Here is a 22,407-nt window from a genome sequence, read left to right as displayed (position 1 = left end):
TCCGAAGTAAAGGGCGCCAAAATCTAAAGAACCTATGAACGAAACAGGCGGCTGTACTGGCGCTCGTGGGCCATGCACGCCAGGGACAGGCCAAACGCGGCGCTGCCGCAATGGTCGGGGTCGATGCGACTGGCGTCCTGCTGGGCTTGTTGCAACAGCGGCAGCAGTTCGCTGGTCAGGCGCTGGGCAGCTTGCTGGCCCAGGGGCAGGGTTTTCATCAGCACGGCCAATTGGTTTTCCAGCCAGCTCCACAGCCACGCGGCGAGGGCGTCTTCGGCGCTGATGCTCCAGGCGCGCGCGGCCAACGCCCAGCCGAGGGCCAGGTGCGGTTCGCTGAGGTGGTCGAGAAAGTGACGTGCGGCGGCGTCCAATTCGGGCAATCCGTTGAGCAGTTGTTGCAGGGAATAGCCCATCTGCCGACTTTCTTGATACAGCTCGCGAGTCTCACGGCTGGCGCGGTGTTCTTCGCACAATTGCGTCAGCCGCGCCCAGTCCTGAGCGGCAGCCGCCCGGCAGTGCGCGAGCAGCAAAGGCGCTTCGAAGCGCGCCAGGTTGAGCAGCAACTGGTCGCCGATCCAGCGCCTGGCGCTGGCCGCATCGCAGACGCGGCCGTTCTCCACGGCCATCTCCAGGCCCTGGGAATAGCTGTAGCCGCCAATCGGCAATTGCGGGCTGGCCAGACGCAGCAACGCCCAAGCTGGGTTCATAGACGCACGCCGAACTGATGCAGCTTGGGCGGGTAGTTGAAGTCTTCATCGCCATGGCGCGAGTGGTGATGGCCGCCGCCGTAGGCACCGTGCTCCGGTTGAAAGGGCGCCTCGATGGTTTCGGTGTGGGCGCCCAGTTGTTCGAGCATGGCTTTGAGCACGTAATCGTCGAGCAGGCGCAACCAACCATCCCCGACCTGCAGCGCCACATGGCGGTTGCCCAGGTGATAGGCGGCGCGGGTCAGCTCATAAGCGCTGCTGCAGGTGACGTGCAGCAGCTGTTCAGGGCGTGCAGTGACGCGTACGACACGTCCGTCTTCCGCTTGTAGGCATTCGCCATCGTGCAGCGGCGGCTGGCCGCGCTCCAGAAACAGGCCGACGTCTTCACCATCGGCACTGAAACAGCGCAGGCGGCTTTTGCTGCGGGCTTCGAAATTCAGCTGCAACTCAGCGGCCCAGAGGGCTTGGGGGGCAATTCGGCGATGGATCACCAGCATCAGAAAGCTTCCAGCTAGGGGCAATGAACCAGCTAGAGCAAGGGCCTTGCCAACCCCGCAAAAGCGTAGGAATTACCTGTAGGTGGGGAGGCGGCTGCCACCGAATGGGGCAGTGCTGCGCGCAGGAAGTGCCTCAAGATGGTGCGCATGCCAGGGGCTTGCCCCGGACATGGGCGCTTTGGGATTTTTCCTACGGCATCTCGGGATTCGGCGCTCAGCGCGCTACACGGCCGGTGATTAGGCTTTGCGCCGTGTTTAATCCCCTGCGATGTTCATCATGTTTAAGTCATTTTTATGTTCGGTTTTTATCGGATTGTCGTTTGTCGTTTCCTCGGCTTCAGCTAACTATCAACCGCGTTCGACCCTCGGCGCGTCATTGCATAGCCTGCCGTCTGCCTCGATTACCAATGTGATCGACCGGGCCCATGAATTGTTGGGCACACCTTATAAGTGGGGCGGCATGTCGGTGGAGCAAGGCTTCGATTGCAGCAGCTTGCTGGTCTACCTGTTCAAGACCCAAGCCAATATCCAGATCCCGCGCACCACGGCGGCGATGCACCGTTCAACGGCCGCCACCATCCAGCGCAACGCCCTCAAACCCGGCGATGCGGTGTTTTTCAAGGGCAATGGTCGCGGGCAAGTCAGTCACGTAGGGCTTTACATTGGCGAGGGCAAATTCATTCACTCGCCCCGTACCGGCAAGAACGTACGCATCGACTCGTTGAGCAACAGTTATTGGAACAAGCACTACACCACCGCCAAGCGTTTCCACGCGGCGGGTTGATTGGTCTACTCGGTGCTGCCCAGCCCTTGCCAGTGCTTGAGGCCGATAAAGATAAAGCGCAGCTGTTGAGTGATCTTCGCCTGGGGCGTGAGGTGGGCCGGCAGAGCCTGGGCCGGAGGGTCGATGATATCGGGCAGGGTGGCGAACACGCTCTTGACGATCAGGTCGGCCATCACATGCAAGCCTTCGGCATTCAGGTGTTGCAGCTTTGGCATTAGCGTCAGGTCGGCCGCCAGGTCGCGGGTAATGTCTTCGCGCAGTGCGGCGATGGCCTGACGCACGGCCAGGCAGCCGCCATATTGCTCGCGGGCCAGGAACAGGAATTGCGAGCGATTGGCCGACACCACATCGAGAAAGATGCGTACGGAGGCATCGATGATGCCGCCCATGACGAATTCGTTATGGCGCACCAGGCGAATGGTGGCGCGGAAGGTCTGGCCGACTTCGCTGACCAGCACCAGGCCCAGTTGATCCATATCGGCAAAGTGTCGATAGAAACCGGTGGGAACAATGCCGGCCGTCTTGGCCACTTCGCGCAGGCTCAAGCTGCCAAACCCACGGCCGCACTCCATCAGATGACGAGCAGCGTCCATCAGGGCAAGGCGGGTCTGTTGCTTTTGTTCGGCACGGGGCAGCATGGGCGGGCGGGCTTTGTGGACAAGTACAGCGACGCACTCTAGCAAAACCGCTTGATCGGCGTCGAACTTGGCGGGGTCAGCGGCGAGACAGGTTCTGCAGAAAGTCAAAAGCCCGATCGGCGGATCGGGCTTTTTTCTGGGCCACCACAGGCTCAGCTCTGTGCTTGATGCATTTCTTCCAGGCGGTCGGCACCACCTTCGGCAACGGCATTGCGTTCCAGCAGACGATCAGCACCACCTTCGGCAACACCGTCAGTGTAGGTGCGTTTGTTGGCACGGTCGGAACCACCTTCGGCCACTGCGTTGCGCTCCATCAAACGATCCGCGCCGCCTTCGACCAAACCTTTTTCTTGCAGGCGATTAAAGCCGTTTTCAGCAACAGCGCCTTTGGCGTAGTCGCGGTTCTCTTCTTCTTGCGAACCGCTGCGTGCCAGGGTTTGGCTGGTCTGCACGGCTTGGGCTTTATTTTGTGGGATCGCTTGTTCGGCAGCTGGCAGGGCGAAAGCGCTCGAAGCCAGGACAGATAACAGGACGGTAGCGAGTACTTGGCGTTTCATGATCAGTTGCTCCTTGGGAGGGCGATAAAGTGGGTACGTGGCTAATGCTACTCTCGATAAGTCGATATAAAAGTTCATAAACACAATGGTAATAATCAACAGAATTGATTGTTCTCGCCGAGGGCTCTAGATCGCACCTCTCAAGCACGCGGTTTTGCACCGTGGTGGGTATTTTCGACACGCTGGCGGGTAACATTGGTGCGCCATCGATGGTGGAAACTGTCGATCCGGTCAGGAAAACCAGTTTTTTGCGCGACTTCTCGCCCTTAAAACGCGATCGGGTTAAACCCGTGGGCGGTTTGCCAGTCGTAGTCTTGTAAGCTGTTCTAAAGGCTGTCACCCAGCCGGTCGTATTCAGGAGTTCTGTGCAATGACGCGCACTCGTAAAGTCGTGGTTTGGAGCTGCGCCAGCTTCGTCGTGTTAATCGCTGCGGTAGTGCTGTTTCTAGTGTTTTTTGATTGGAACCGCATCAAACCGCCCCTCAATGCCAAAGTGTCCGAAGAGCTGCATCGCCCGTTTGCCATCAATGGCAACCTTGCCGTGAAGTGGCAGCGCGAGCCCGACGAAGGCGGCTGGCGCGCCTGGGTGCCGTGGCCCCATGTGATTGCCGAAGACCTGACCCTGGGCAACCCCGACTGGTCGAAAAAGCCGCAGATGGTCACCCTCAAAAAAGTGGAGCTGCGCATTTCGCCCCTGGCATTGTTGGCGCAACGGGTGGTTATCCCACGTATCGACCTCACTGAGCCGAGCGCCGAATTGCAGCGCCTGGCCGATGGCCGCGCCAACTGGACCTTCACGTTCGACCCTAAAGACCCCGACGCCGAACCCTCCAATTGGGCGGTGGACATTGGCGCCATCGGGTTCGACAAAGGCCATGTGACGCTTGACGATCAAACCCTCAAAACCCAGCTCGACGTGATCATCGACCTATTGGGCAAACCCATTCCCTTCGGCGAAATCGTCGGCGATGCCGATGCCAAAAAAGCCTTGGAAAAAGGCTCGGCTCCTCAGGACTACGTGTTCGCCCTCAAGGTCAAAGGCCAGTACCACGGCCAGAAGCTCGACGGTGCCGGCAAAATCGGCGGGCTGTTGGCTCTGCAGGACGCAAACAAACCGTTTCCGCTGCAAGCTCAGGTCAAGATCGCCGACACCAGCATCGCCCTGGCCGGCACGCTGACCGACCCTCTTAACCTTGGCGCCCTCGACCTGCGCCTCAAGCTCGCCGGCACCAGCTTGAGCAACCTGTACCCGCTGACCGGCGTGACCTTGCCCGATTCACCGGCGTACGCCACCGACGGTCACCTGATCGCCAAGCTGCATGACGCCAGTGGTGCGTCGTTTCGCTACGAGAACTTCAACGGCAAGATCGGCAACAGTGATATCCACGGCGACCTGGCCTATGTCGCCAGCCAGCCAAGGCCCAAACTCAGCGGTACGCTGGTGTCCAACCAGTTGCTGATGACCGACCTCGCGCCCCTGATCGGCGCCGATTCCAATGCCAAGCAAAAGGCCCGTGGCGGCGACAGCAAGCAGCCGGCGACCAAGGTGCTGCCGGTGGAAGAGTTCCGCACCGAGCGCTGGCGCGACATGGACGCCGATGTGGAATTCACCGGTAAGCGCATCGTGCACAGCGCCGACTTGCCTTTCACCGACCTCTACACGCACCTGGTGCTCAACGATGGCGAACTGAGCCTGGAACCCCTGCGTTTCGGCGTGGCCGGCGGCAAGCTCGATGCGCAGATTCGCCTGAATGGCCGCACCACGCCCATGGAAGGTCGCGCCCGGCTCACCGCGCGCAACTTCAAGCTCAAGCAACTGTTCCCCAGCTTCGAACCGATGAAAACCAGCTTCGGCGAACTCAACGGCGATGCGGATATTTCCGGGCGCGGCAACTCCGTCGCGGCGCTGCTGGGCACCTCCAACGGCGATCTAAAGATGCTGATCAACGACGGCGCCATCAGCCGTGGCCTGATGGAAATCGCCGGCCTCAACGTGGGCAATTACGTGGTGGGGCGCCTGTTCGGCGACAAGGAAGTAAAGATCAACTGCGCGGCGGCGGACTTCGGCGTCAAGAGCGGCCTGGCCACCACGCGGCTGTTCGTGTTCGACACCGAGAACGCGATCATCTATGTCGACGGCACGGCCAACATGGCCACAGAGCAGTTGGACCTGACCATCACCCCTGAGTCCAAAGGCTTTCGCCTGTTCTCCCTGCGCTCGCCGCTGTACGTCAACGGCCCATTTATCAAGCCCAACGCGGGCGTTAAAGCCATTCCCCTGGCCCTGCGCGGTGCAGGCATGGTGGCCCTCGGTGTGATCGCCGGCCCCGCCGCCGGCCTGGTCGCCCTAGTGGCCCCGAGCGGTGACGCGCCGAACCAGTGTGCGCCGTTGTTGCAGCAGATGAAGGAAGGCAAGGCGCCGAAGACGGTGAAGGGTTGACGTGACGCACGTTGAATAAGTGGGAGCAGGCAGGCCCTCTCCCACACAAACAAAAGGGGAGCTGACTGATCAGCTCCCCTTTTGTTTGTGTCGCGGTTTACAGGCTTTCGAGAATATCCGCCATGTCGTCCGCGTGCTCTTCTTCCTGGGCCAGGATGTCTTCGAAGATGCGGCGGGTGGTCGGGTCTTTGTCGCCGATGTATTGGATGATCTCGCGATAGCTGTCTACGGCGATGCGCTCGGCCACCAGGTCTTCGTAGACCATTTCTTTGAGGGTGTTGCCCGCGACGTATTGCGCGTGGGAGTTCTTCGACAGCAGGTCGGGGTTGAACTCAGGTTCACCGCCCAATTGCACGATGCGCTCGGCGAGTTTGTCGGCGTGTTCGGCTTCCTGGGTGGCGTGTTCGAGGAATTCCTGCGCGGCGACGGCGGCTTTGATGCCGCTGGCCATGAAGTAGTGGCGCTTGTAGCGCAGCACGCACACCAGTTCAGTGGCGAGGGAGGCGTTGAGCAGGCGAATGATTTCTTCGCGGTCAGCGTCATAGCCCTCGGTCACGGCACCGTTTTCGACGTTCTGGCGGGCGCGGCTGCGCAGGGTGGCAACGTCGGTCAAGTTTGCTTCAGTCATCTCAATCTCCTGGGGCTAATCCGGGTTACGCCACGCTCTGTCGGCGTGATCGCTCCAAGTTGTGAGTGCTGGGCGAGGCAAAAAGTTTTATCGGATTTGCCGCCGGCGTCATCAGCCGGACTTGCAGTTGGGCTAGGCTGCACGGCATCCAAGTATTTTCGAGGACGTTCGCTTCATGCCGCAGTCGTTAGCCACACGTTATCCGTTGGTACTGGTGCCCGGCATGCTGGGGTTCGTGCGTATTGGGCTGTTCCCCTATTGGTACGGCATCGTCCCAGCCCTGCGCGCGGGTGGGGCGCAAGTCTTCGCGGTGCAGGTGGCGCCGTTGGATTCCAACGAGGTGCGCGGCGAGCAATTGCTGGTGCAGATCGAGCGCATCCGCCGCGAGACCGGCGCAGAGAAGGTCAACCTGATCGGCCATAGCCAGGGCTCGCTCACCGCACGCTATGCAGCGGCCAAACGGCCGGAGTGGGTGGCGTCGGTGACGTCGGTGGCTGGGCCCAATCACGGCTCGGAACTGGCCGACTACTTCCACACCCATTACCCCATCGACAGCGTCAAGGGGCGGCTGGTGAGCGCGTTGTTGCACCTGGTGGCCTGGATAATGGGCCTGCTGGAAACCGGCTATCGCGGCCCGCGCTTCAAGGCGGACTTGCAGGCGTCGCACCAGTCCCTGACCAGTGCCGGTGTGGCGCTGTTCAATCGCCAATACCCCCAGGGGCTGCCCGACACCTGGGGCGGCCAGGGCGCGGCGCAGGTCAACGGCGTGCGTTATTACTCATGGTCCGGCACCTTGCAGCCAGGCAAGACCGACCGCGGACGCAACCTGTTCGATGGCACTCACCGCAGTTGCCGGCTGTTCGCCCGCAGTTTCGTGCGGGAGAAAGGCCAGTGCGATGGCATGGTCGGGCGATGCAGTTCGCACCTGGGGGTGGTGATTGGCGACGACTATGCGCTGGACCACTTCGACATCGTCAATCAGTCCCTGGGCCTGGTGGGCAAGGGCGCCGAGCCGATCCGCCTGTTTGTCGAGCACGCACGACGCTTGAAGGCGGAGGGGGTTTAAGCGGATCGACGCACCGGTGTGGTCCAGCGTTCCGACAGAACCACGCCGCCCAGGGTCAGCAACCCACCCACCAAGTGATACAACGCCAGTTCTTCCTTGAGCACCGCCGCCGCAATGAGTGCGGTGATCAACGGCAGCAGGTTGAAAAACAGCGTGGTGCGGCTCGGCCCGAGGGTTTTGACCGAATGCATCCACGCCAGCGGTGCGAGCATCGACGCCAGCACGCAGGCGTACAGCACCAACGGAATATTCTCCCAGCCCAGGCCGGCCTTTGCGGAGAACAGGTACAGCGGCAACAGCACCACCACCGCCACCAGTATCTGCAAATACAACAACACCAACGGCGGCAGGCGCAGCTGCCATTTTTTCAGCAGCGTGCTGTAGACCGCGTAGGCCAGGGTGGCCACCAGCATCATCGCGTCGCCCAGGTTGACCCCATGTTGCAGCAGGGCGCCGAGGCTGCCGGCCGACACCACCACCGCCACCCCGGCAAAGGACAGCACCGCACCCGTGAGCGCGCCGAAGGTCAGGCGCTGGCCGAGGCTGATAATGGCGGCGGTCAATGCCATCAACGGCATCAGCGACAGAATGATGCCCATATTAGTGGCGCTGGTCAGCGACGCGGCGTAATACGCCAGGCTCTGGTACACCGCCATGCCTAGTACGCCGAGGATGCAGACCTTGCCCAGGTTGGGGCGGATGGTCGGCCAATGAGCGATCACCGGTTTGAGCATGAACGGGGTAAACAGCAGGGCCGCCAGCAGCCAGCGGTAGAAACCGATTTCGGCAGGGAAGATCGAACCCACGGCCAATTTGTTGACCACGGTGTTGCCGGCCCAGATAAAGATGGCCAGCAGGGGATAAGCGTATTGCATGACAGCGCCGCATGGATGAATGAGCGGGGATTATCCTCTCTCAGCGCCGGAAGGTGTAACAAGGATTGACTACACTCTGCACAGGCCGTGCCCTCCGCATGGTAACCGGGAGAAAACTCCATGAAGATGCTGCGTATTCCGTTGTTGATGATGGGCCTGCTGCTGTGTGCCCAGGGCTTTGCCGCCACCGCCCAGCAGACCAAGATGACCACCTGCAACGCCGAAGCCACCACCAAGACGCTCAAGGGCGATGAGCGCAAGGCGTTTATGAAAACCTGCCTGTCGGCCCCGGCCGCCAACGATGCCAAGACGCTGACGCCGCAGCAGCAGAAAATGAAGGATTGCAACGCGTCGGCGAAAACCAAGGCGCTGACCGGTGATGCGCGCAAGACCTTTATGAGTAGCTGCCTCAAGGGCAGTTGAGTAGGCGACTCCTCTTGGGTGAGGGCGACTCATCGACTTGCCCCCGATAACGGTGTATCAGTCAGCTCTTGCGTCCACTGATGCACCGCAATCGGGGGCAAGCCCCTTCCCACGCTTGATCGCACTCGCTTGATTCTCTCAAGGCTGGCAGACTGCCCATCCTTTAACGCCGTTCGTTTTGAGGCTGTATGCCAACGTTTTCTCAGCGTCATATGTTGTTGCTGGCCAGCTACATCATTATTTTTGGCGGATTGCTGCTGGTATTGCCGCTCAAGTTGCTACCCAGCCTGCTGGCCGGTCTGTTGGTCTACGAGCTGGTCAACATGCTCACCCCTCAACTGCAACGGCTGATCGAAGGCCGGCGCGCGCGCTGGCTGGCGGTGGCCTTGCTGGGCACCGTGATCGTCAGCGTGCTGACGCTGATCTTTGCCGGCGCTATTAGCTTCCTGCTCCACGAAGCGGAAAACCCTGGCGCTTCCCTCGACAAGTTCATGGGCGTGGTCGACCGTGCGCGCGGCCAACTGCCGCCCTTCCTCGACGCCTACCTGCCCGCCAGCGCCGCCGAGTTCCGCGTGGCCATCGGCGACTGGCTGAGCAAGCACCTGAGCGAACTGCAACTGGTGGGCAAAGACGCGGCGCACATGTTCGTCACCCTGCTGATCGGCATGGTGCTCGGCGCGATCATTGCCCTGCAACGCATTCCCGACCTGACCAAGCGCAAGCCCCTGGCCGCGGCGCTGTTCGACCGCCTGCACCTGCTGGTCCAGGCGTTTCGCAATATCGTCTTCGCGCAAATCAAAATCGCCGCCCTCAACACCGCCTTCACCGCCGTGTTCCTGGCCGTGGTGCTGCCGCTGTGCGGCATCCACCTGCCGCTGACCAAGACCCTGATCGTGCTGACCTTCCTGCTCGGCCTGTTGCCGGTGATTGGCAACCTGATGTCCAACACCCTGATCACCATCGTCGCGCTGTCGTTGTCGATCTGGGTCGCCGTGGCTGCGTTGGGCTATCTGATCGTGATCCACAAGGTCGAGTACTTCCTCAACGCCCGCATCGTGGGCGGGCAGATCAGTGCCAAGTCGTGGGAATTATTGTTGGCGATGCTGGTGTTCGAAGCGGCATTCGGTTTGCCGGGGGTGGTGGCGGGGCCGATTTACTATGCGTACCTCAAGAGTGAGTTGAAGCTGGGGGGGATGGTTTAAGGCTTGTTTTGCCTGGGCTGACGCCATCGGGGGCAAGCCCCCTCCCACCTTTGAATGCGTTCACAAATCAAAATGTGGGAGGGGGGCTTGCCCCCGATAAACTCACCTCGGTATCCCAGGTGAAATTCAGCAGCCGTAGCGCTTACTCGCCTCAATCGCCAACCCGCTGCCGATACTGCCGAAAATATTCCCTTCCACATGCCGCGCATTCGGCAACATCGCCGCGATGCTGTGGCGCAGTGCCGGGATGCCGCTGGAGCCGCCGGTGAAGAACACGGTGTCTACCTGCGCCACGCTGACCGAGGCATCGTTGAGCAGTTGAGTCACGCTGCCACGTACACGTTCGAGCAGCCCGTCGATGGCTGACTCGAACAAGCTGCGGCTCAGGTCCACGCTCAGGCCACGCTCGATGCGGTCGAGCGGCACATGGCGATTGTCGTCGTGGGTCAGCTGGATCTTGGTTTCTTCCACTTCCATCGCCAGCCAGTGCCCGGCGCGCTGTTCGATCAGCTTGAACAGGCGGTCGATGCCGCCGGTGTCTTCGATGTCGTAGCGCATGCTGCCCAGGGCCAACTGGGATTTTTGCGAGTACACCGAGTTGATGGTGTGCCAGGTCGCCAGGTTCATGTGGTGGCTGGTGGGCATGTAGGCGCCGCTCTTCATGCGGCTGCCGTAGCCGAACAGCGGCATCATGCCGGCCAACGAGAGTTGCTTGTCGAAGTCGGTTCCGCCGATGTGCACGCCGCCGGTGGCGAGGATGTCATCGTGGCGGTTGTCGTTGTGGCGACGCTCCGGTGACAGGCGCACCAGCGAGAAGTCGGACGTACCGCCGCCGATGTCGACGATCAGCACCAGCTCTTCCTTTTCGATGGTGGATTCGTAGTCGAACGCTGCGGCAATCGGTTCGTACTGGAACGAGATGTCTTTGAAACCGATCTTGCGGGCCACATCTACCAGTGTGTTTTCCGCTTCCTGGTCGGCCAGCGGGTCGTCATCGACAAAGAACACCGGGCGCCCCAGCACCACTTCTTCGAATTCGCGGCCGGCGTTGGCTTCGGCGCGGCTTTTGAGCTGGCCGATAAACAGCGCTAGCAGGTCGGTGAACGGCATCGCTGTGCCCAATACGCTGGTGTCGTGCTTGATCAGCTTGGAACCCAGCAGGCTCTTGAGCGAGCGCATCAGCCGGCCTTCGTAGTTTTCCAGGTATTCGTGCAGGGCCAGGCGACCGTAGACCGGGCGACGCTCCTCGAAGTTGAAGAACACCACCGACGGCAGGGTGATTTTGTCGTCCTCCAGCGCAATAAGCGTCTCCTCGCCGGGGCGGATCCAGCCGACGGTGGAGTTGGACGTGCCGAAGTCGATGCCGCAGGCACGGGCTGGGGATGGGTTTTTCATGTCTATCGGGTTCCGGTCGAAAAACGGCCGCGCAGTGTATGCCAGTCCAGAGCCGATGCGTAGGCCGACTATCTGTTAAATCACGCTTGAAAGTCGCCGATTTGCCCCCACATCTGTTGCATACGGCTAGCGCCGATAACACTTTGACGCACCCCCAGGCCATAAGACTCAACAAGTGCAAAGCATCGCACCTTGTGCCCTGGGCTGTGCGATCCCGATGAGAGGATGGTGAACCGCCGATGGATTTCAAAGACTACTACAAGATTCTGGGTGTCGAGCCGACGGCCGATGACAAGGAAATCAAGACCGCCTATCGCAAGCTGGCTCGCAAATATCACCCCGATGTGAGCAAGGAAAAAGACGCCGAAGCCAAGTTCAAGGACGCGTCCGAAGCCTATGAAGCGCTCAAAAGCGCGGATAAGCGCGCCGAATACGACGAGCTGCGCAAGTATGGCCAGCATGGTCAGCCGTTCCAGGGGCCACCGGGCTGGCAGAGCCGTGGCGGCTTTGGTGGCGGCCAGGACGCGGGCGATTTTTCGGACTTCTTCAGTTCGATCTTCGGCTCCCGTGGCGACGCCTTTGGCGGCGGCCAGCGCCGCTCCGCAGCGCGCAAGGGCCAGGACGTGGAGATGCAACTCTCGGTATTCCTTGAGGAGACGCTGTCCACCGAGTCCAAGCAGATCAGCTTCCAGGTGCCGCAATACGACGCCTCGGGCCGGCATGTCAGCAACACCACCAAGAGCCTGAACGTGAAGATCCCCGCCGGCGTCACCGACGGCGAGCGTATCCGCCTCAAGGGGCAGGGTGCGCCCGGCGTGGCCGGAGGGCCCAATGGCGATCTGTACCTGATCATCAAGTTCGCGCCGCACCCCAAGTTCGAAGTGGACGGCGAAAACCTGATCACCCAGTTGCCGCTGGCACCGTGGGAATTGGCGTTGGGCGCGGAAGTCGCGGTGCCGACCTTGACCGGCAGGATCAACCTCAAAGTGCCGGCCGGCAGCCAGAACGGTCAGCGCATGCGCGTCAAGGGTCACGGCTTGATGAACAAGGCTGGGCAGCGCGGGTTCCTCTACGTGCAGCTCAAGGCAGTGATGCCTAAGCAGGCCGACGACGAAACCATCGCGCTGTGGCAGGCGCTGGCCAAGAAGGCCAACTTCAACCCGCGCGAAAACGTCTAAACCCGCCCCGGCGCGGGACCGTCAAAGCGAGCGCGGCAGCACCACGGTAAAGGTGGTGCCGTCCGCCTCGCTGGACGTCACTTCAATGCTGCCCCGATGGGCCAGCACCACTTCCTTGACGATAAACAAACCCAACCCCAGGCTGGTCGACGTGCTGCCCGGTTCCTCGTTGGCGCTGCGCACCAATGGGTCGAACACCGTGCCCAGGGCGGCTTCGGGGATCGGCGGGCCGTAGTTGTGCATGCGCAATTCCACGCTGTCCGCCGTGCCTTTGAGCGTCAAGGTCACCGCCTGGCTGTGGGTGCCGTGCTGCAAGGCGTTGCCGATCAGATTCTGCAGCAGTTGGTCGACGCGGCCACGGTCCCACTGGCCATGGGTGTCGCCGTGGATGATCAGCGCCGGGTTGCATTCCGGGCGACCTGCGCACGCCTCGTCGATGGCCTCGCGCGCGGCGTCCGCCAGGCTCATGGGTTTGGGGTCGATGGGCAGGCTGCTGCCCAAACGGCTGCGTACGAACTCCAGCAGGTCGCTGACCATCGCCCCCATGTGGCGCGCGCCGTTGCGGATATTGCCCAGCAGGCTCAACCCCTGGTTATCCAACTGGGCCTTGCGCAACAGCATCTCGCTCGACATGTTCACTGCCTGCAACGGCGCGCGCAGGTCGTGGCCGAGGATCGCCAGGAAGATGTCCCGCGAGCGCGCCACCTGTTCGGCGTAGGCCGCGGTGGACTCGGCCAGGGCTTCGTCGATGGCTTCATTGAAGCGGATCATGTCTTGCAGGTCTGCCCGTTGCGGGGTCGGCACACTGTCGACCCACAGGCGGATCACGCAGGCGCGCAAATGGCGGAACTCGGAGGTCATCTGCACCAGGTCAAAGCCCACGGTATGGCGCAGCTCGCCATGGCTGGCGGCGGCTTGATCCAGGCTGGGGGTTTTCTCCGGGCCTTCGCCCTTGGCCTTGGCGGCTTGTTCGCTGGCGCTTTGGCGGGTGTTCATGTCACGGGCGGCGGCCAGCAGGATCGAATGGGCGTGGTCGCGCAATTGTGTGCGGTTGAGGGTGTCGGCGGCGGGTGTCAGGGTCTGGGCGAACAGCTCCCATTCATCAACGATCTGCTCGGCGTGTAACACGATGAATTCGGATAAACGCATGGCCAGGTTTCCAGAACGATGAAAGCGCGTGGCGCATCGTAGCGCCATACGCGTGCTTCATTCACTGGCCCCGCAGGTCTGTGCCGATGAACGGTCAGAACAGGAAATAACGCTGCGCCATCGGCAGCACATCCGCTGGTTCGCACCAGAGCAATTGCCCGTCCGCCTTGACCTGATAGGTCTGCGGGTCCACGTCGATCTCCGGCAGGTAATCGTTGTGGACCAGGTCGGTTTTCTGCACATCACGGCAGCCCTTGACCACGCCGATGCGTTTCTTCAAACCCAGCGCTTCGGGCAGACCCTCGTCCAGCGCCGCCTGGCTGATAAACGTCAGGCTGGTGGCGTGCAATGAGCTGCCAAAGCTGGCGAACATCGGGCGGTAGTGCACCGGTTGCGGGGTCGGGATCGAAGCGTTGGCATCGCCCATCAGGCTGGAGGCAATCGCGCCGCCCTTGAGGATCAGCGTCGGTTTGATCCCGAAGAACGCTGGACGCCAGAGCACCAGGTCGGCCCATTTGCCCACTTCGATGGAGCCCACCTCATGGCTGATGCCATGGGTGATCGCCGGGTTGATGGTGTACTTGGCGATGTAGCGTTTGGCGCGGAAATTGTCGTTGCCCGGACCGTCGCCGGGCAGGGCGCCGCGTTGCTTTTTCATTTTGTCGGCGGTTTGCCAGGTGCGCGTGATCACTTCGCCGACGCGGCCCATAGCCTGGCTGTCGGAGCTGATCATCGAGAACGCGCCGAGGTCGTGCAGGATGTCTTCGGCGGCGATGGTTTCGCGGCGGATGCGGCTTTCGGCGAAGGCCACGTCTTCGGCAATGCTGGGGTCTAGGTGATGGCAGACCATCAACATGTCCAGGTGCTCGTCGATGGTGTTGCGGGTGAACGGCCGCGTCGGATTGGTGGAGCTGGGCAGTACGTTGGGGAAGCCGCACGCCTTGATGATGTCCGGCGCGTGGCCGCCGCCGGCGCCCTCGGTGTGGTAGGTATGGATGGTGCGACCCTTGAGCGCGGCGAGGGTGGTTTCGACAAAACCGGACTCGTTGAGGGTGTCGCTGTGGATCGCCACTTGCACGTCGTAGTCGTCCGCCACCGTTAGGCAGTTGTCGATGCTCGCCGGGGTGGTGCCCCAGTCTTCATGCAGCTTCAAACCGATGGCGCCAGCCTTGACCTGTTCGATCAATGGGCCCGGCAGGCTGGCGTTGCCCTTGCCGGTAAAACCGATGTTCATCGGGAACGAATCGCTGGCCTGCAGCATGCGCGCCAGGTGCCACGGCCCCGAGGTGCAGGTGGTGGCGTTGGTGCCGGTGGCCGGGCCGGTACCGCCGCCGATCATAGTGGTGACGCCGCTGGTCAGCGCTTCTTCGATCTGCTGCGGGCAAATGAAATGCACATGGGAGTCGATGCCGCCGGCGGTGAGGATCATGCCTTCGCCGGCGATCACTTCAGTGCTGGCGCCGATGGCCATGGTCACGCCGGGCTGGATATCCGGGTTACCGGCTTTGCCGATGGCGTGGATGCGCCCGTTCTTGAGGCCCACGTCGGCCTTGACGATGCCCCAGTGGTCGATGATCAACGCATTGGTGATCAAGGTGTCGACCACCTCGGCGGCGAGCAACTGGCTCTGGCCCTGGCCATCGCGGATCACCTTGCCGCCACCGAATTTGACCTCTTCGCCGTACACGGTGAAGTCCTGTTCCACTTCGACGAACAGCTCGGTGTCGGCCAGGCGGACCTTGTCGCCGACGGTGGGGCCGTACATATCGGCGTAGGCTTGGCGGCTGATTTTCATGTGTGTGCCCTGAAATATTTGTGTTGAATGTGAAATCGCTATCGGGGGCAAGCTCCCTCCCACCTTTGGAATGCGTTCCCCTGTGGGAGGGGGCTTGCCCACGATGAGGCCCTAAAGGTCGCCCATGATCCGCCCGGCAAACCCGAACACCCGCCGACCGCCGCTCAAATCCACCAGCTCGACCTCACGACTCTGCCCCGGCTCGAACCGCACCGCCGTACCCGCCGGAATATTCAAACGCATGCCACGGCTGGCGGCGCGGTCAAAGGTCAGCGCGTCGTTGGTTTCGAAAAAGTGGTAATGCGAGCCCACCTGGATCGGCCGGTCGCCGCTGTTGGCCACGCTCAGGGTGACGGTACGGCGGCCGACGTTGAGTTCGATCTCGCCGAGCTGGATCTGAAATTCACCAGGAATCATGCAGGTTGCCCCAGGGTCTTGTAGTAGATGGCGGTCGGGCTGTAGCGCCCGTCCGGGCTTTGGCAGTAGTCGGGCAGTTCACCGATCTTGGTGTATCGCAGCGACTGGTAGAAGGCTTCGGCCGGCGAGCCGGCTTCGGTGTCGAGGTACAGCAGGCCACGCCGGTGCTGGCGGGCGGCGAGTTCCAGGGCGTTCATCAATTGCTGGCCGAGGCCGTGGCGGCGGGCGCTGCTGTGCACCAGTAGCTTCTGGACTTCGGCGCGATTGCGGCCGTTGGCTTTCTGGCACAACGCCAACTGCACGCTGGCGATCACTTGCTCGTCGCGCACCACCACCCACAGCAACAGGCTGGCGTCTTGCAGGCTCGCCTGCACGCCGTTGAGGTAACTGCGCGCCTGGGCGTCATCGAAGTCGGCCATGAAACCCACCGACGCACCGTGACTGACCGCGTCCAACAGCAGTTCACTCAAGCCCTGGCGGTAATGGGCGAAACTTTCCGCATTGACGCGACGCATTTGCGCAGCACTCATCGATCTCACTCCTTGGGCGGTTCGGCGCCGGGGTTCAGGGCCAGTTGCATAAAGGTCAGGTCCAGCCAGCGGCCGAACTTGATGCCCACTTGCGGCATTTGCCCGGTGGTGACGAAGCCCAGGCGCTCGTGCAGGCGGATCGAGGCCTGATTGCCACTTTCGATGGCGGCGACCATCACGTACTTGCCGGCGCTGCGCGCTCGTTCGATCAGCACTTGCATCAAGCGTGGGCCAAGGCCCTTGCCACGTTGGTCGTTGCGCACGTACACCGAGTGCTCGACGCTGTAGCGAAAACCTTCGAATGGTCGCCAGTCGCCGAACGAGGAATAGCCCGTCACCTCGTCGTTTTCCACCGCCACCAGGATCGGGTAACCCTGGGCCTGGCGCGCGTTGAACCACGCCAGGCGGTTGGCCAGGTCCACCGGTTGTTCGTTCCAGATCGCCGTGGTGTTGCGCACCGCATCGTTGTAGATATCGCGAATGGCGGGAAGGTCCTTTTCAGTTGCATCACGAATCATGAGCGTGCCTCAGGCAATCGGTTGATGAACGGTGACCAGCTTGGTGCCGTCCGGAAAAGTGGCTTCCACCTGGATATCCGGGATCATCTCCGGGATGCCTTCCATCACTTGTTCACGGCTCAGTAGGGTGGTGCCGTAGTGCATCAGGTCGGCCACCGTGCGGCCATCGCGGGCGCCCTCCATCAAGGCGGCGGAGATGTAGGCGATGGTTTCCGGGTAATTGAGCTTCACCCCACGCGCCAGGCGGCGCTCGGCAACTAAGCCGGCAGTGAAGATCAGCAGTTTGTCTTTTTCCCGTGGGGTCAGGTCCATGGTTCAGTCCGTCGTGAAATACATTCGTAAATACAGTGAAGATTAAATGTGGGAGGGGGCTTGCCCCCGATAGCAGTGGATCAGTGAAAAATGCTCTGCTTGACACGTCACTATCGGGAGCAAGCCCCCTCCCACATTTTTGATCTTCATGTGCTCCAGATTCTCGGTGATACCGCTTCTCGGCCCAATATGGCCGGGCGCAACAGCCGCCACACATCAATCAACCATCCCCGCGCCAGCAGCGCCTCGCTGGCCAGGCAGCGGGCCACCAGCAAGCCGGGTAATTGGGTCAGGTCGCCGCGCACGGTGTGGGGCAGCGCGCGGCAACGTTCCAATAACTCAGGGTCGATATCGCCCGTCACCAGCAACGTGGCGAACACCGGTTGCCCGTCCAGGCCGATGGGCGAATCCAGCAGCCCGTCGCCGCCGACGATGCGTTGGCGTTCATGCCAGAGCGACTTTCCGTCGCGGCGGATATCCAGGTGCGATTGAAAGTGTCCCAGGTCGAAGCGTTCGTCACTGGCCGGGCGGCCCAGCGCAACCACGTCCCAATAGAACAGCCGGGCATCGCCGTGCAGGTCGATGCGCGTGGTGAGTTCGGCTTGGGCCGCACTGAACACGATGGTTTCCTGGGGCAGCCACTCCAGCGTGGCGCCGGCCTCCACCGTCAGCGCCAGTTGTTGAAAAGCCGGGCTGCTGGCGCGGTACCACTTGGCCGCGCCGGGGCTGGTCAGTTGTGCCCAGGCGCCCTCGGCGACGTGGGCGCTGATGTCCAAGCGGTCGCCGCCGGCAATACCGCCCGGTGGATGCACAATGATGTGCTGGCACACCTCGGGGCCTTCGGCATACAGATGCTTTTGCACGCGCAGCGGGCCGACGTGGCGGCGCATCACCGGGCGCGTGGTGTCGCCGAAGCGCGCGTAGCCTAGCTCCAGCGCGGCGTGCCAGCTGGGGGTGAACAGGGCAGGGGAAACGGGCAGGTTCATAACGGCGTGCTTTTCGTGAGGTCGCAACAGATTAGATGGTTACCAGGCCGCGCACACCTTCGCTTTCCATATTTTCACCACGGCCTTGCTGGACGATTTCCCCACGTGACATCACCAGGTACTGGTCGGCCAGCTCGGCGGCAAAGTCGTAGAACTGCTCCACCAGCAGGATCGCCATATCGCCCCGGGCCGCGAGTTTTTTGATCACCGCGCCGATCTCCTTGATCACCGACGGCTGGATGCCCTCGGTGGGTTCATCGAGGATCAACAGGCGTGGGCGACTGGCCAGGGCGCGGCCGATTGCCAATTGCTGCTGCTGACCGCCGGACAAGTCACCGCCACGACGATGCTTCATTTGCAGCAACACCGGGAACAGTTCATAGATAAACGCGGGCACTTCCTTGGCCTCGGCGCCGGGGAATCGCGACAGGCCCATCAGCAGGTTTTCTTCCACCGTCAGCCGCCCGAAAATCTCCCGGCCCTGAGGCACATAGGCGATCCCGGCGTGTACGCGCTGATGGGGCTTGAACCCGGTGATCGGCTTGCCCTCCCAATTCACTGCGCCTTCTTTGGCCGGCAGCAAACCCATCAGGCATTTGAGCAGGGTGGTCTTGCCCACGCCGTTACGGCCGAGCAGGCAGGTCACTTCGCCGATTTTTACGTCGAATGAGAGCCCGCGCAGGATATGGCTACCGCCGTAATACTGGTGCAGTTTGTCGACTTGCAGCATGTTCAATTCTCCCCAATGATCGTTCCCATGCTCCGCGTGGGAATGATCAACGAACTCCGTTAGTTGGCGTTAAGCGGCAAGCTTCAAGCTGCAAGTTAGAGCGGACGGATGCCTGCTTTGCTTTAACTTGCCGCTTGAAGCTTTAGGCTCGAAGCTGGCCGATGTATCACCGTCCCAAATACACCTCGATCACCCGCTCATCGGCCTGCACCTGCTCCAGCGATCCTTCGGCCAGCACGCTGCCCTGGTGCAACACCGTCACATGGTCGGCAATCGCGCCGACAAAGCCCATGTCGTGTTCCACCACCATCAGCGAATGCTTGCCCGCCAGGCCCTTGAACAGTTCGGCGGTGAATTCGGTTTCGGCGTCGGTCATGCCGGCCACCGGTTCGTCCAGCAACAGCAACTGCGGGTCTTGCATCAACAGCATGCCGATTTCCAGGAATTGCTTTTGGCCGTGGGACAGCAACCCGGCCGGGCGATGCACCGAAGCGCTGAGGCGGATGGTGTCGAGCACTTCATCGATACGATCCTTTTGTTCGCCGCTCAGGCGCGCACGCAGGCTGGCCCATACCGACTTGTCGGTCTTTCGCGCCAGCTCCAGGTTTTCGAACACGCTGAGAGCTTCGAACACCGTGGGTTTCTGGAACTTGCGACCGATGCCGGCCTGGGCGATCTGCACTTCGCTCAGGCTGGTCAGGTCCAGGGTTTCGCCGAACCAGGCATTGCCGTGGCTGGGGCGGGTTTTGCCGGTAATCACGTCCATCAGCGTGGTTTTGCCCGCGCCGTTGGGGCCGATGATGCAGCGCAGTTCGCCGACGCCGATGTACAGGTTCAAGTCGTTGAGCGCCTTGAAACCATCGAAGCTCACGCTGATATCTTCCAGGGTCAGGATGGTGCCATGGCGGGTGTTCAGGCCCTTGCCGGCCACCTGGCCCAGGCCGATGGCGTCGCGGCCGCTGCCCGCATCGAGAATAGGTTCAAGCATCACATTCCTCATTTCTTCAGCAGCCCGATCACGCCCTTGGGCAGGTACAGGGTGACGATGATGAACAGCGCCCCGAGGAAGAACAGCCAGTATTCCGGGAAGGCCACGGTGAACCAGCTCTTCATGCCATTGACCACCCCGGCACCCAGCAGCGGGCCGATCAGCGTGCCGCGCCCGCCCAGGGCCACCCACACGGCGGCTTCGATAGAGTTGGTCGGCGACATTTCGCTGGGGTTGATGATGCCCACCTGCGGCACATACAGCGCCCCGGCCAGGCCGCACAGCACCGCGCTCAACACCCACACGAACAGCTTGAAACCGCGTGGGTCGTAGCCGCAGAACATCAGGCGGTTCTCGGCGTCGCGCAGGGCGGTCAGCACCCGGCCGAACTTGCTGCGCGCCAGGCGCCAGCCGATGAACAGACTCGCCACCAGCAACAGCACCGTGGCCAGGAACAACACCGCCCGCGTGCCCGGCTCGGTGATGCCGAAGCCGAGGATGCTGCGAAAGTTGGTGAAGCCGTTGTTGCCGCCAAAGCCGGTCTCGTTGCGAAAGAACAGCAGCATGCCGGCAAAGGTCAGGGCCTGGGTCATGATAGAGAAATACACGCCCTTGATTCGCGAGCGAAAGGCAAAGAACCCGAACACCAGGGCCAGCAACCCCGGCGCCAGCACTACCAGGCACAAGGCCCAGAGGAAGTGATCGGTGCCGGCCCAATACCAGGGTAATTCGGTCCACGATAAAAAGGTCATAAACGCCGGCAGCTCACTGCCGGCAGCCTGGCGCATCAGGTACATGCCCATCGCGTAACCGCCCAGGGCAAAGAACAAACCGTGGCCGAGGGACAGCATCCCGGCGTAACCCCACACCAAGTCCAAGGCCAGGGCGACGATGGCATAGCACAGGATTTTGCCCACCAGGGTCAGGGTGTAGGCCGATACGTGCAAGGCGTTGTCCACCGGCAACAGCGACAGCAATGGCAACGCCAGCAGCAGCGCCAGGATCACCGCGCCCACGGCGATGGTCACCTTGGGGCCGGCCTTTTGCGTGGCCGTGAGCATCAATGGCTGGTTCATCAGTCGATCACCCGTCCTTTCAGTGCGAAGAGTCCTTGCGGGCGTTTCTGGATAAACAGAATGATCAGCGCGAGGATCAGGATCTTGCCCAGCACCGCGCCGATCTGCGGTTCCAGAATCTTGTTGGCGATGCCCAGGCCGAAGGCGGCCATGACGCTACCGGCCAGTTGGCCGACGCCGCCGAGTACAACCACCAGGAACGAGTCGATGATGTAGCTCTGGCCCAGGTCCGGGCCGACGTTGCCGATCTGGCTGAGTGCGACACCGCCCAGGCCGGCGATGCCGGAACCCAGGCCGAACGCGAGCATATCCACACGCCCGGTGGGCACGCCGCAGCAAGCGGCCATGTTGCGGTTCTGGGTCACGGCACGCACGTTGAGCCCCAGGCGCGTCTTGTTCAACAGCAGCCAGGTCAACACCACCACGCACAGCGCGAAGGCGATGATCACGATGCGGTTGTACGGCAACACCAGGTTGGGCAGTATTTGAATACCACCGGACAGCCATGCCGGGTTGGACACTTCGACGTTCTGCGCACCGAACACCAGGCGCACCAGTTGGATCAGCATCAGGCTGATGCCCCAGGTGGCCAGCAGGGTTTCCAGCGGTCGACCGTACAGGTGACGAATCACCGTGCGTTCCAGCGCCATGCCGATGGCGGCTGTCACAAAGAAGGCCACCGGCAACGCGATCAAGGGGTAGAACTCGATGGCCGCGGGCACGTAGCGCTGCATCAACAACTGCACCACATAGGTGGAATAGGCGCCGAGCATCAGCATCTCGCCGTGGGCCATATTGATCACGCCGAGCAGGCCGAAGGTGATCGCCAGGCCGAGGGCGGCCAGCAGCAGGATCGAGCCCAGGGACATACCGCTGAACGCCTGACCGAGGATTTCACCCAGCATCAGTTTGCGTTTGACTTGGGCCAGGCTGGTTTCGGCGGCGGTATGCACGGCGGCGTCGGTTTCCACGCCCGGCGCCAGCAGCGCTTCCAGGCGCGTGCGCGCCAGCGGGTCGCCGGTGCTGCCTAGCAGGCGCACGGCGGCCAGGCGTATCGCCGGGTCGGCGTCGACCAGTTGCAGGTTGGCCAGGGCCAGGCTGAGGGCGGTGTGAACGTCCTCATTGGTCTCGGCGGCGACCTGCTGGTCGAGGAATTTCAATTGCGCCGGTTGGGCGCTTTTTTGCAGGGTTTGCGCAGCCGCCAGACGCACTTTGGGGTCGGCGGCCAGCAGTTGTTGGCTGGCCTGTACGTTATCGATCAAGCCGCGTAGACGATTGTTCAAACGCACGGTCTTGGTTTCACCATTGACGGTGAGTTGGCCCTGTTGCAGGGCGTCCACCAGCTCGATGCGCGCAGGGTCGGGGTTGGCGGCCCAGTCCTGCAACAGCTTGGCCTGTTGCGTCGGGTTGGCGGCCAGGAAGTCTTCGGCATCGCCGGCGTGTACCACCAAAGGCAGCAACAGCAAGGCTGTGACGATGAAACGGTGCAGGGCAGTGGGCATACAAAATGTCCTGA

Annotated in this window: 24 protein-coding genes; 6 read left to right on the top strand and 18 right to left on the bottom strand. The window is 61.9% G+C overall.

The window, feature by feature from the left end; genetic code table 11:
- Positions 1 to 32 precede the first annotated feature (32 nt).
- Both ACFZPT_RS09855 and ureE read right to left on the bottom strand, forming a co-directional pair.
- Positions 33 to 707 carry an urease accessory protein UreF gene (locus tag ACFZPT_RS09855; RefSeq protein WP_034111548.1) on the bottom strand — a complete coding sequence of 225 codons (675 nt, stop codon included), beginning with the start codon at positions 705 to 707 and terminating at the stop codon, positions 33 to 35.
- Complete coding sequence (gene ureE / locus ACFZPT_RS09850; protein WP_034111550.1) at positions 704 to 1,204, bottom strand: urease accessory protein UreE; 501 nt, start codon at positions 1,202 to 1,204, stop codon at positions 704 to 706. Before ureE ends, ACFZPT_RS09855 begins: the two co-directional genes overlap by 4 nt.
- Before the next feature lie 277 nt (positions 1,205 to 1,481).
- On the opposite strand from ureE, the gene ACFZPT_RS09845 reads away from it, so the two are divergent.
- A complete protein-coding gene (locus ACFZPT_RS09845; RefSeq protein WP_099313093.1) occupies positions 1,482 to 1,988 on the top strand; it encodes a C40 family peptidase in 507 nt (168 codons plus the stop codon).
- A 5-nt stretch (positions 1,989 to 1,993) separates the two neighbouring features.
- Here ACFZPT_RS09845 and ACFZPT_RS09840 read toward each other — a convergent pair whose 3' ends face one another.
- Complete coding sequence (locus ACFZPT_RS09840; protein WP_034095642.1) at positions 1,994 to 2,626, bottom strand: TetR family transcriptional regulator; 633 nt, start codon at positions 2,624 to 2,626, stop codon at positions 1,994 to 1,996.
- Positions 2,627 to 2,778: 152 nt separating this feature from the next.
- Positions 2,779 to 3,183 carry a hypothetical protein gene (locus ACFZPT_RS09835; RefSeq protein WP_099313068.1) on the bottom strand — a complete coding sequence of 135 codons (405 nt, stop codon included), beginning with the start codon at positions 3,181 to 3,183 and terminating at the stop codon, positions 2,779 to 2,781.
- A gap of 370 nt (positions 3,184 to 3,553) precedes the next feature.
- On the opposite strand from ACFZPT_RS09835, the gene ACFZPT_RS09830 reads away from it, so the two are divergent.
- Positions 3,554 to 5,623 (top strand): AsmA family protein, encoded by a 2,070-nt coding sequence (locus ACFZPT_RS09830; protein ID WP_379555253.1) that lies wholly within the window; start codon positions 3,554 to 3,556, stop codon positions 5,621 to 5,623.
- A 97-nt stretch (positions 5,624 to 5,720) separates the two neighbouring features.
- Here the strand turns inward: ACFZPT_RS09830 and ACFZPT_RS09825 are convergent, their stop codons facing one another.
- Positions 5,721 to 6,251 (bottom strand): bacterioferritin, encoded by a 531-nt coding sequence (locus tag ACFZPT_RS09825; protein ID WP_034095645.1) that lies wholly within the window; start codon positions 6,249 to 6,251, stop codon positions 5,721 to 5,723.
- A 175-nt stretch (positions 6,252 to 6,426) separates the two neighbouring features.
- On the opposite strand from ACFZPT_RS09825, the gene ACFZPT_RS09820 reads away from it, so the two are divergent.
- Positions 6,427 to 7,317 carry a triacylglycerol lipase gene (locus ACFZPT_RS09820; protein WP_099313069.1) on the top strand — a complete coding sequence of 297 codons (891 nt, stop codon included), beginning with the start codon at positions 6,427 to 6,429 and terminating at the stop codon, positions 7,315 to 7,317.
- Here ACFZPT_RS09820 and ACFZPT_RS09815 read toward each other — a convergent pair.
- Positions 7,314 to 8,192 (bottom strand): DMT family transporter, encoded by an 879-nt coding sequence (locus ACFZPT_RS09815; protein WP_099313070.1) that lies wholly within the window; start codon positions 8,190 to 8,192, stop codon positions 7,314 to 7,316. The two genes, ACFZPT_RS09820 and ACFZPT_RS09815, sit on opposite strands and share 4 nt — an antisense overlap.
- A gap of 120 nt (positions 8,193 to 8,312) precedes the next feature.
- On the opposite strand from ACFZPT_RS09815, the gene ACFZPT_RS09810 reads away from it, so the two are divergent.
- Together ACFZPT_RS09810 and ACFZPT_RS09805 are read left to right on the top strand one after the other, a co-directional pair.
- The gene (locus tag ACFZPT_RS09810; RefSeq protein ID WP_034095648.1) at positions 8,313 to 8,615 is read left to right on the top strand and encodes a PsiF family protein; all 303 of its coding nucleotides are present in this window, start codon (positions 8,313 to 8,315) and stop codon (positions 8,613 to 8,615) included.
- A 188-nt stretch (positions 8,616 to 8,803) separates the two neighbouring features.
- Positions 8,804 to 9,817, top strand: a complete 1,014-nt coding sequence (locus tag ACFZPT_RS09805; protein WP_034095649.1) for an AI-2E family transporter — start codon at positions 8,804 to 8,806, stop codon at positions 9,815 to 9,817.
- 126 nt (positions 9,818 to 9,943) lie between these two features.
- On the opposite strand, the gene ACFZPT_RS09800 is transcribed toward ACFZPT_RS09805, so the two are convergent.
- Positions 9,944 to 11,212 (bottom strand): Hsp70 family protein, encoded by a 1,269-nt coding sequence (locus tag ACFZPT_RS09800; RefSeq protein ID WP_034095650.1) that lies wholly within the window; start codon positions 11,210 to 11,212, stop codon positions 9,944 to 9,946.
- A gap of 239 nt (positions 11,213 to 11,451) precedes the next feature.
- Between ACFZPT_RS09800 and ACFZPT_RS09795 the strand changes: the two genes are divergently transcribed.
- The gene (locus ACFZPT_RS09795; RefSeq protein ID WP_034095651.1) at positions 11,452 to 12,390 is read left to right on the top strand and encodes a DnaJ C-terminal domain-containing protein; all 939 of its coding nucleotides are present in this window, start codon (positions 11,452 to 11,454) and stop codon (positions 12,388 to 12,390) included.
- A gap of 21 nt (positions 12,391 to 12,411) precedes the next feature.
- Here the strand turns inward: ACFZPT_RS09795 and ACFZPT_RS09790 are convergent, their stop codons facing one another.
- The 11 genes from ACFZPT_RS09790 to urtB all read right to left on the bottom strand — a co-directional run bounded on the left by ACFZPT_RS09790 (position 12,412) and on the right by urtB (position 22,393).
- Complete coding sequence (locus ACFZPT_RS09790; protein ID WP_034095652.1) at positions 12,412 to 13,539, bottom strand: sensor histidine kinase KdpD; 1,128 nt, start codon at positions 13,537 to 13,539, stop codon at positions 12,412 to 12,414.
- Positions 13,540 to 13,633: 94 nt separating this feature from the next.
- Positions 13,634 to 15,334 (bottom strand): urease subunit alpha, encoded by a 1,701-nt coding sequence (ureC, locus tag ACFZPT_RS09785; RefSeq protein ID WP_099313071.1) that lies wholly within the window; start codon positions 15,332 to 15,334, stop codon positions 13,634 to 13,636.
- Positions 15,335 to 15,445: 111 nt separating this feature from the next.
- Positions 15,446 to 15,751 (bottom strand): urease subunit beta, encoded by a 306-nt coding sequence (locus tag ACFZPT_RS09780; RefSeq protein WP_312830663.1) that lies wholly within the window; start codon positions 15,749 to 15,751, stop codon positions 15,446 to 15,448.
- The gene (locus tag ACFZPT_RS09775) at positions 15,748 to 16,281 is read right to left on the bottom strand and encodes a GNAT family N-acetyltransferase (RefSeq protein ID WP_034095655.1); all 534 of its coding nucleotides are present in this window, start codon (positions 16,279 to 16,281) and stop codon (positions 15,748 to 15,750) included. The genes ACFZPT_RS09780 and ACFZPT_RS09775 overlap by 4 nt, the downstream gene beginning before the upstream one ends.
- A gap of 5 nt (positions 16,282 to 16,286) precedes the next feature.
- Entirely contained in the window at positions 16,287 to 16,799 is a 513-nt protein-coding gene (locus ACFZPT_RS09770; protein WP_034095656.1) for a GNAT family N-acetyltransferase, read from the bottom strand.
- A 9-nt stretch (positions 16,800 to 16,808) separates the two neighbouring features.
- Entirely contained in the window at positions 16,809 to 17,111 is a 303-nt protein-coding gene (ureA, locus tag ACFZPT_RS09765) for an urease subunit gamma (RefSeq protein ID WP_003171437.1), read from the bottom strand.
- Between the two features lie 146 nt (positions 17,112 to 17,257).
- Complete coding sequence (locus ACFZPT_RS09760; RefSeq protein ID WP_099313072.1) at positions 17,258 to 18,097, bottom strand: urease accessory protein UreD; 840 nt, start codon at positions 18,095 to 18,097, stop codon at positions 17,258 to 17,260.
- A 31-nt stretch (positions 18,098 to 18,128) separates the two neighbouring features.
- Entirely contained in the window at positions 18,129 to 18,827 is a 699-nt protein-coding gene (gene urtE / locus ACFZPT_RS09755; protein WP_040265954.1) for an urea ABC transporter ATP-binding subunit UrtE, read from the bottom strand.
- A gap of 166 nt (positions 18,828 to 18,993) precedes the next feature.
- Positions 18,994 to 19,827, bottom strand: coding sequence for an urea ABC transporter ATP-binding protein UrtD (gene urtD / locus ACFZPT_RS09750; RefSeq protein ID WP_099313073.1), 834 nt, complete (start codon positions 19,825 to 19,827; stop codon positions 18,994 to 18,996).
- The gene (gene urtC, locus ACFZPT_RS09745) at positions 19,824 to 20,891 is read right to left on the bottom strand and encodes an urea ABC transporter permease subunit UrtC (protein WP_034095660.1); all 1,068 of its coding nucleotides are present in this window, start codon (positions 20,889 to 20,891) and stop codon (positions 19,824 to 19,826) included. Before urtC ends, urtD begins: the two co-directional genes overlap by 4 nt.
- Positions 20,891 to 22,393 carry an urea ABC transporter permease subunit UrtB gene (urtB, locus tag ACFZPT_RS09740; RefSeq protein WP_099313074.1) on the bottom strand — a complete coding sequence of 501 codons (1,503 nt, stop codon included), beginning with the start codon at positions 22,391 to 22,393 and terminating at the stop codon, positions 20,891 to 20,893. Before urtB ends, urtC begins: the two co-directional genes overlap by 1 nt.
- Positions 22,394 to 22,407 lie beyond the last annotated feature (14 nt).

This window comes from Pseudomonas sp. MD330_10 (assembly GCF_042610415.1).
Taxonomy (GTDB): Bacteria; Pseudomonadota; Gammaproteobacteria; order Pseudomonadales; family Pseudomonadaceae; genus Aquipseudomonas; species Aquipseudomonas rhodesiae.
The sequence above is the reverse complement of the archived record's forward strand: the minus strand, read 5'-3'. Positions and strand labels throughout refer to the sequence as shown.

What these genes read in the sequence shown, in the direction of transcription:
- urtB (WP_099313074.1), bottom strand. Translation starts at nt 22,393, where the DNA reads ATGCCCACTGCCCTGCACCGTTTCATCGTCACAGCCTTGCTGTTGCTG.
- urtC (WP_034095660.1), bottom strand. Translation starts at nt 20,891, where the DNA reads ATGAACCAGCCATTGATGCTCACGGCCACGCAAAAGGCCGGCCCCAAG.
- ACFZPT_RS09810 (WP_034095648.1), top strand. Translation starts at nt 8,313, where the DNA reads ATGAAGATGCTGCGTATTCCGTTGTTGATGATGGGCCTGCTGCTGTGT.
- ACFZPT_RS09825 (WP_034095645.1), bottom strand. Translation starts at nt 6,251, where the DNA reads ATGACTGAAGCAAACTTGACCGACGTTGCCACCCTGCGCAGCCGCGCC.
- ACFZPT_RS09835 (WP_099313068.1), bottom strand. Translation starts at nt 3,183, where the DNA reads ATGAAACGCCAAGTACTCGCTACCGTCCTGTTATCTGTCCTGGCTTCG.
- ACFZPT_RS09820 (WP_099313069.1), top strand. Translation starts at nt 6,427, where the DNA reads ATGCCGCAGTCGTTAGCCACACGTTATCCGTTGGTACTGGTGCCCGGC.
- ACFZPT_RS09775 (WP_034095655.1), bottom strand. Translation starts at nt 16,281, where the DNA reads ATGAGTGCTGCGCAAATGCGTCGCGTCAATGCGGAAAGTTTCGCCCAT.
- ACFZPT_RS09760 (WP_099313072.1), bottom strand. Translation starts at nt 18,097, where the DNA reads ATGAACCTGCCCGTTTCCCCTGCCCTGTTCACCCCCAGCTGGCACGCC.
- urtD (WP_099313073.1), bottom strand. Translation starts at nt 19,827, where the DNA reads ATGAGGAATGTGATGCTTGAACCTATTCTCGATGCGGGCAGCGGCCGC.
- ACFZPT_RS09780 (WP_312830663.1), bottom strand. Translation starts at nt 15,751, where the DNA reads ATGATTCCTGGTGAATTTCAGATCCAGCTCGGCGAGATCGAACTCAAC.
- ACFZPT_RS09855 (WP_034111548.1), bottom strand. Translation starts at nt 707, where the DNA reads ATGAACCCAGCTTGGGCGTTGCTGCGTCTGGCCAGCCCGCAATTGCCG.
- urtE (WP_040265954.1), bottom strand. Translation starts at nt 18,827, where the DNA reads ATGCTGCAAGTCGACAAACTGCACCAGTATTACGGCGGTAGCCATATC.
- ACFZPT_RS09795 (WP_034095651.1), top strand. Translation starts at nt 11,452, where the DNA reads ATGGATTTCAAAGACTACTACAAGATTCTGGGTGTCGAGCCGACGGCC.
- ureE (WP_034111550.1), bottom strand. Translation starts at nt 1,204, where the DNA reads ATGCTGGTGATCCATCGCCGAATTGCCCCCCAAGCCCTCTGGGCCGCT.
- ureC (WP_099313071.1), bottom strand. Translation starts at nt 15,334, where the DNA reads ATGAAAATCAGCCGCCAAGCCTACGCCGATATGTACGGCCCCACCGTC.
- ACFZPT_RS09815 (WP_099313070.1), bottom strand. Translation starts at nt 8,192, where the DNA reads ATGCAATACGCTTATCCCCTGCTGGCCATCTTTATCTGGGCCGGCAAC.
- ACFZPT_RS09790 (WP_034095652.1), bottom strand. Translation starts at nt 13,539, where the DNA reads ATGCGTTTATCCGAATTCATCGTGTTACACGCCGAGCAGATCGTTGAT.
- ACFZPT_RS09830 (WP_379555253.1), top strand. Translation starts at nt 3,554, where the DNA reads ATGACGCGCACTCGTAAAGTCGTGGTTTGGAGCTGCGCCAGCTTCGTC.
- ureA (WP_003171437.1), bottom strand. Translation starts at nt 17,111, where the DNA reads ATGGACCTGACCCCACGGGAAAAAGACAAACTGCTGATCTTCACTGCC.
- ACFZPT_RS09800 (WP_034095650.1), bottom strand. Translation starts at nt 11,212, where the DNA reads ATGAAAAACCCATCCCCAGCCCGTGCCTGCGGCATCGACTTCGGCACG.
- ACFZPT_RS09840 (WP_034095642.1), bottom strand. Translation starts at nt 2,626, where the DNA reads ATGCTGCCCCGTGCCGAACAAAAGCAACAGACCCGCCTTGCCCTGATG.
- ACFZPT_RS09770 (WP_034095656.1), bottom strand. Translation starts at nt 16,799, where the DNA reads ATGATTCGTGATGCAACTGAAAAGGACCTTCCCGCCATTCGCGATATC.
- ACFZPT_RS09845 (WP_099313093.1), top strand. Translation starts at nt 1,482, where the DNA reads ATGTTTAAGTCATTTTTATGTTCGGTTTTTATCGGATTGTCGTTTGTC.
- ACFZPT_RS09805 (WP_034095649.1), top strand. Translation starts at nt 8,804, where the DNA reads ATGCCAACGTTTTCTCAGCGTCATATGTTGTTGCTGGCCAGCTACATC.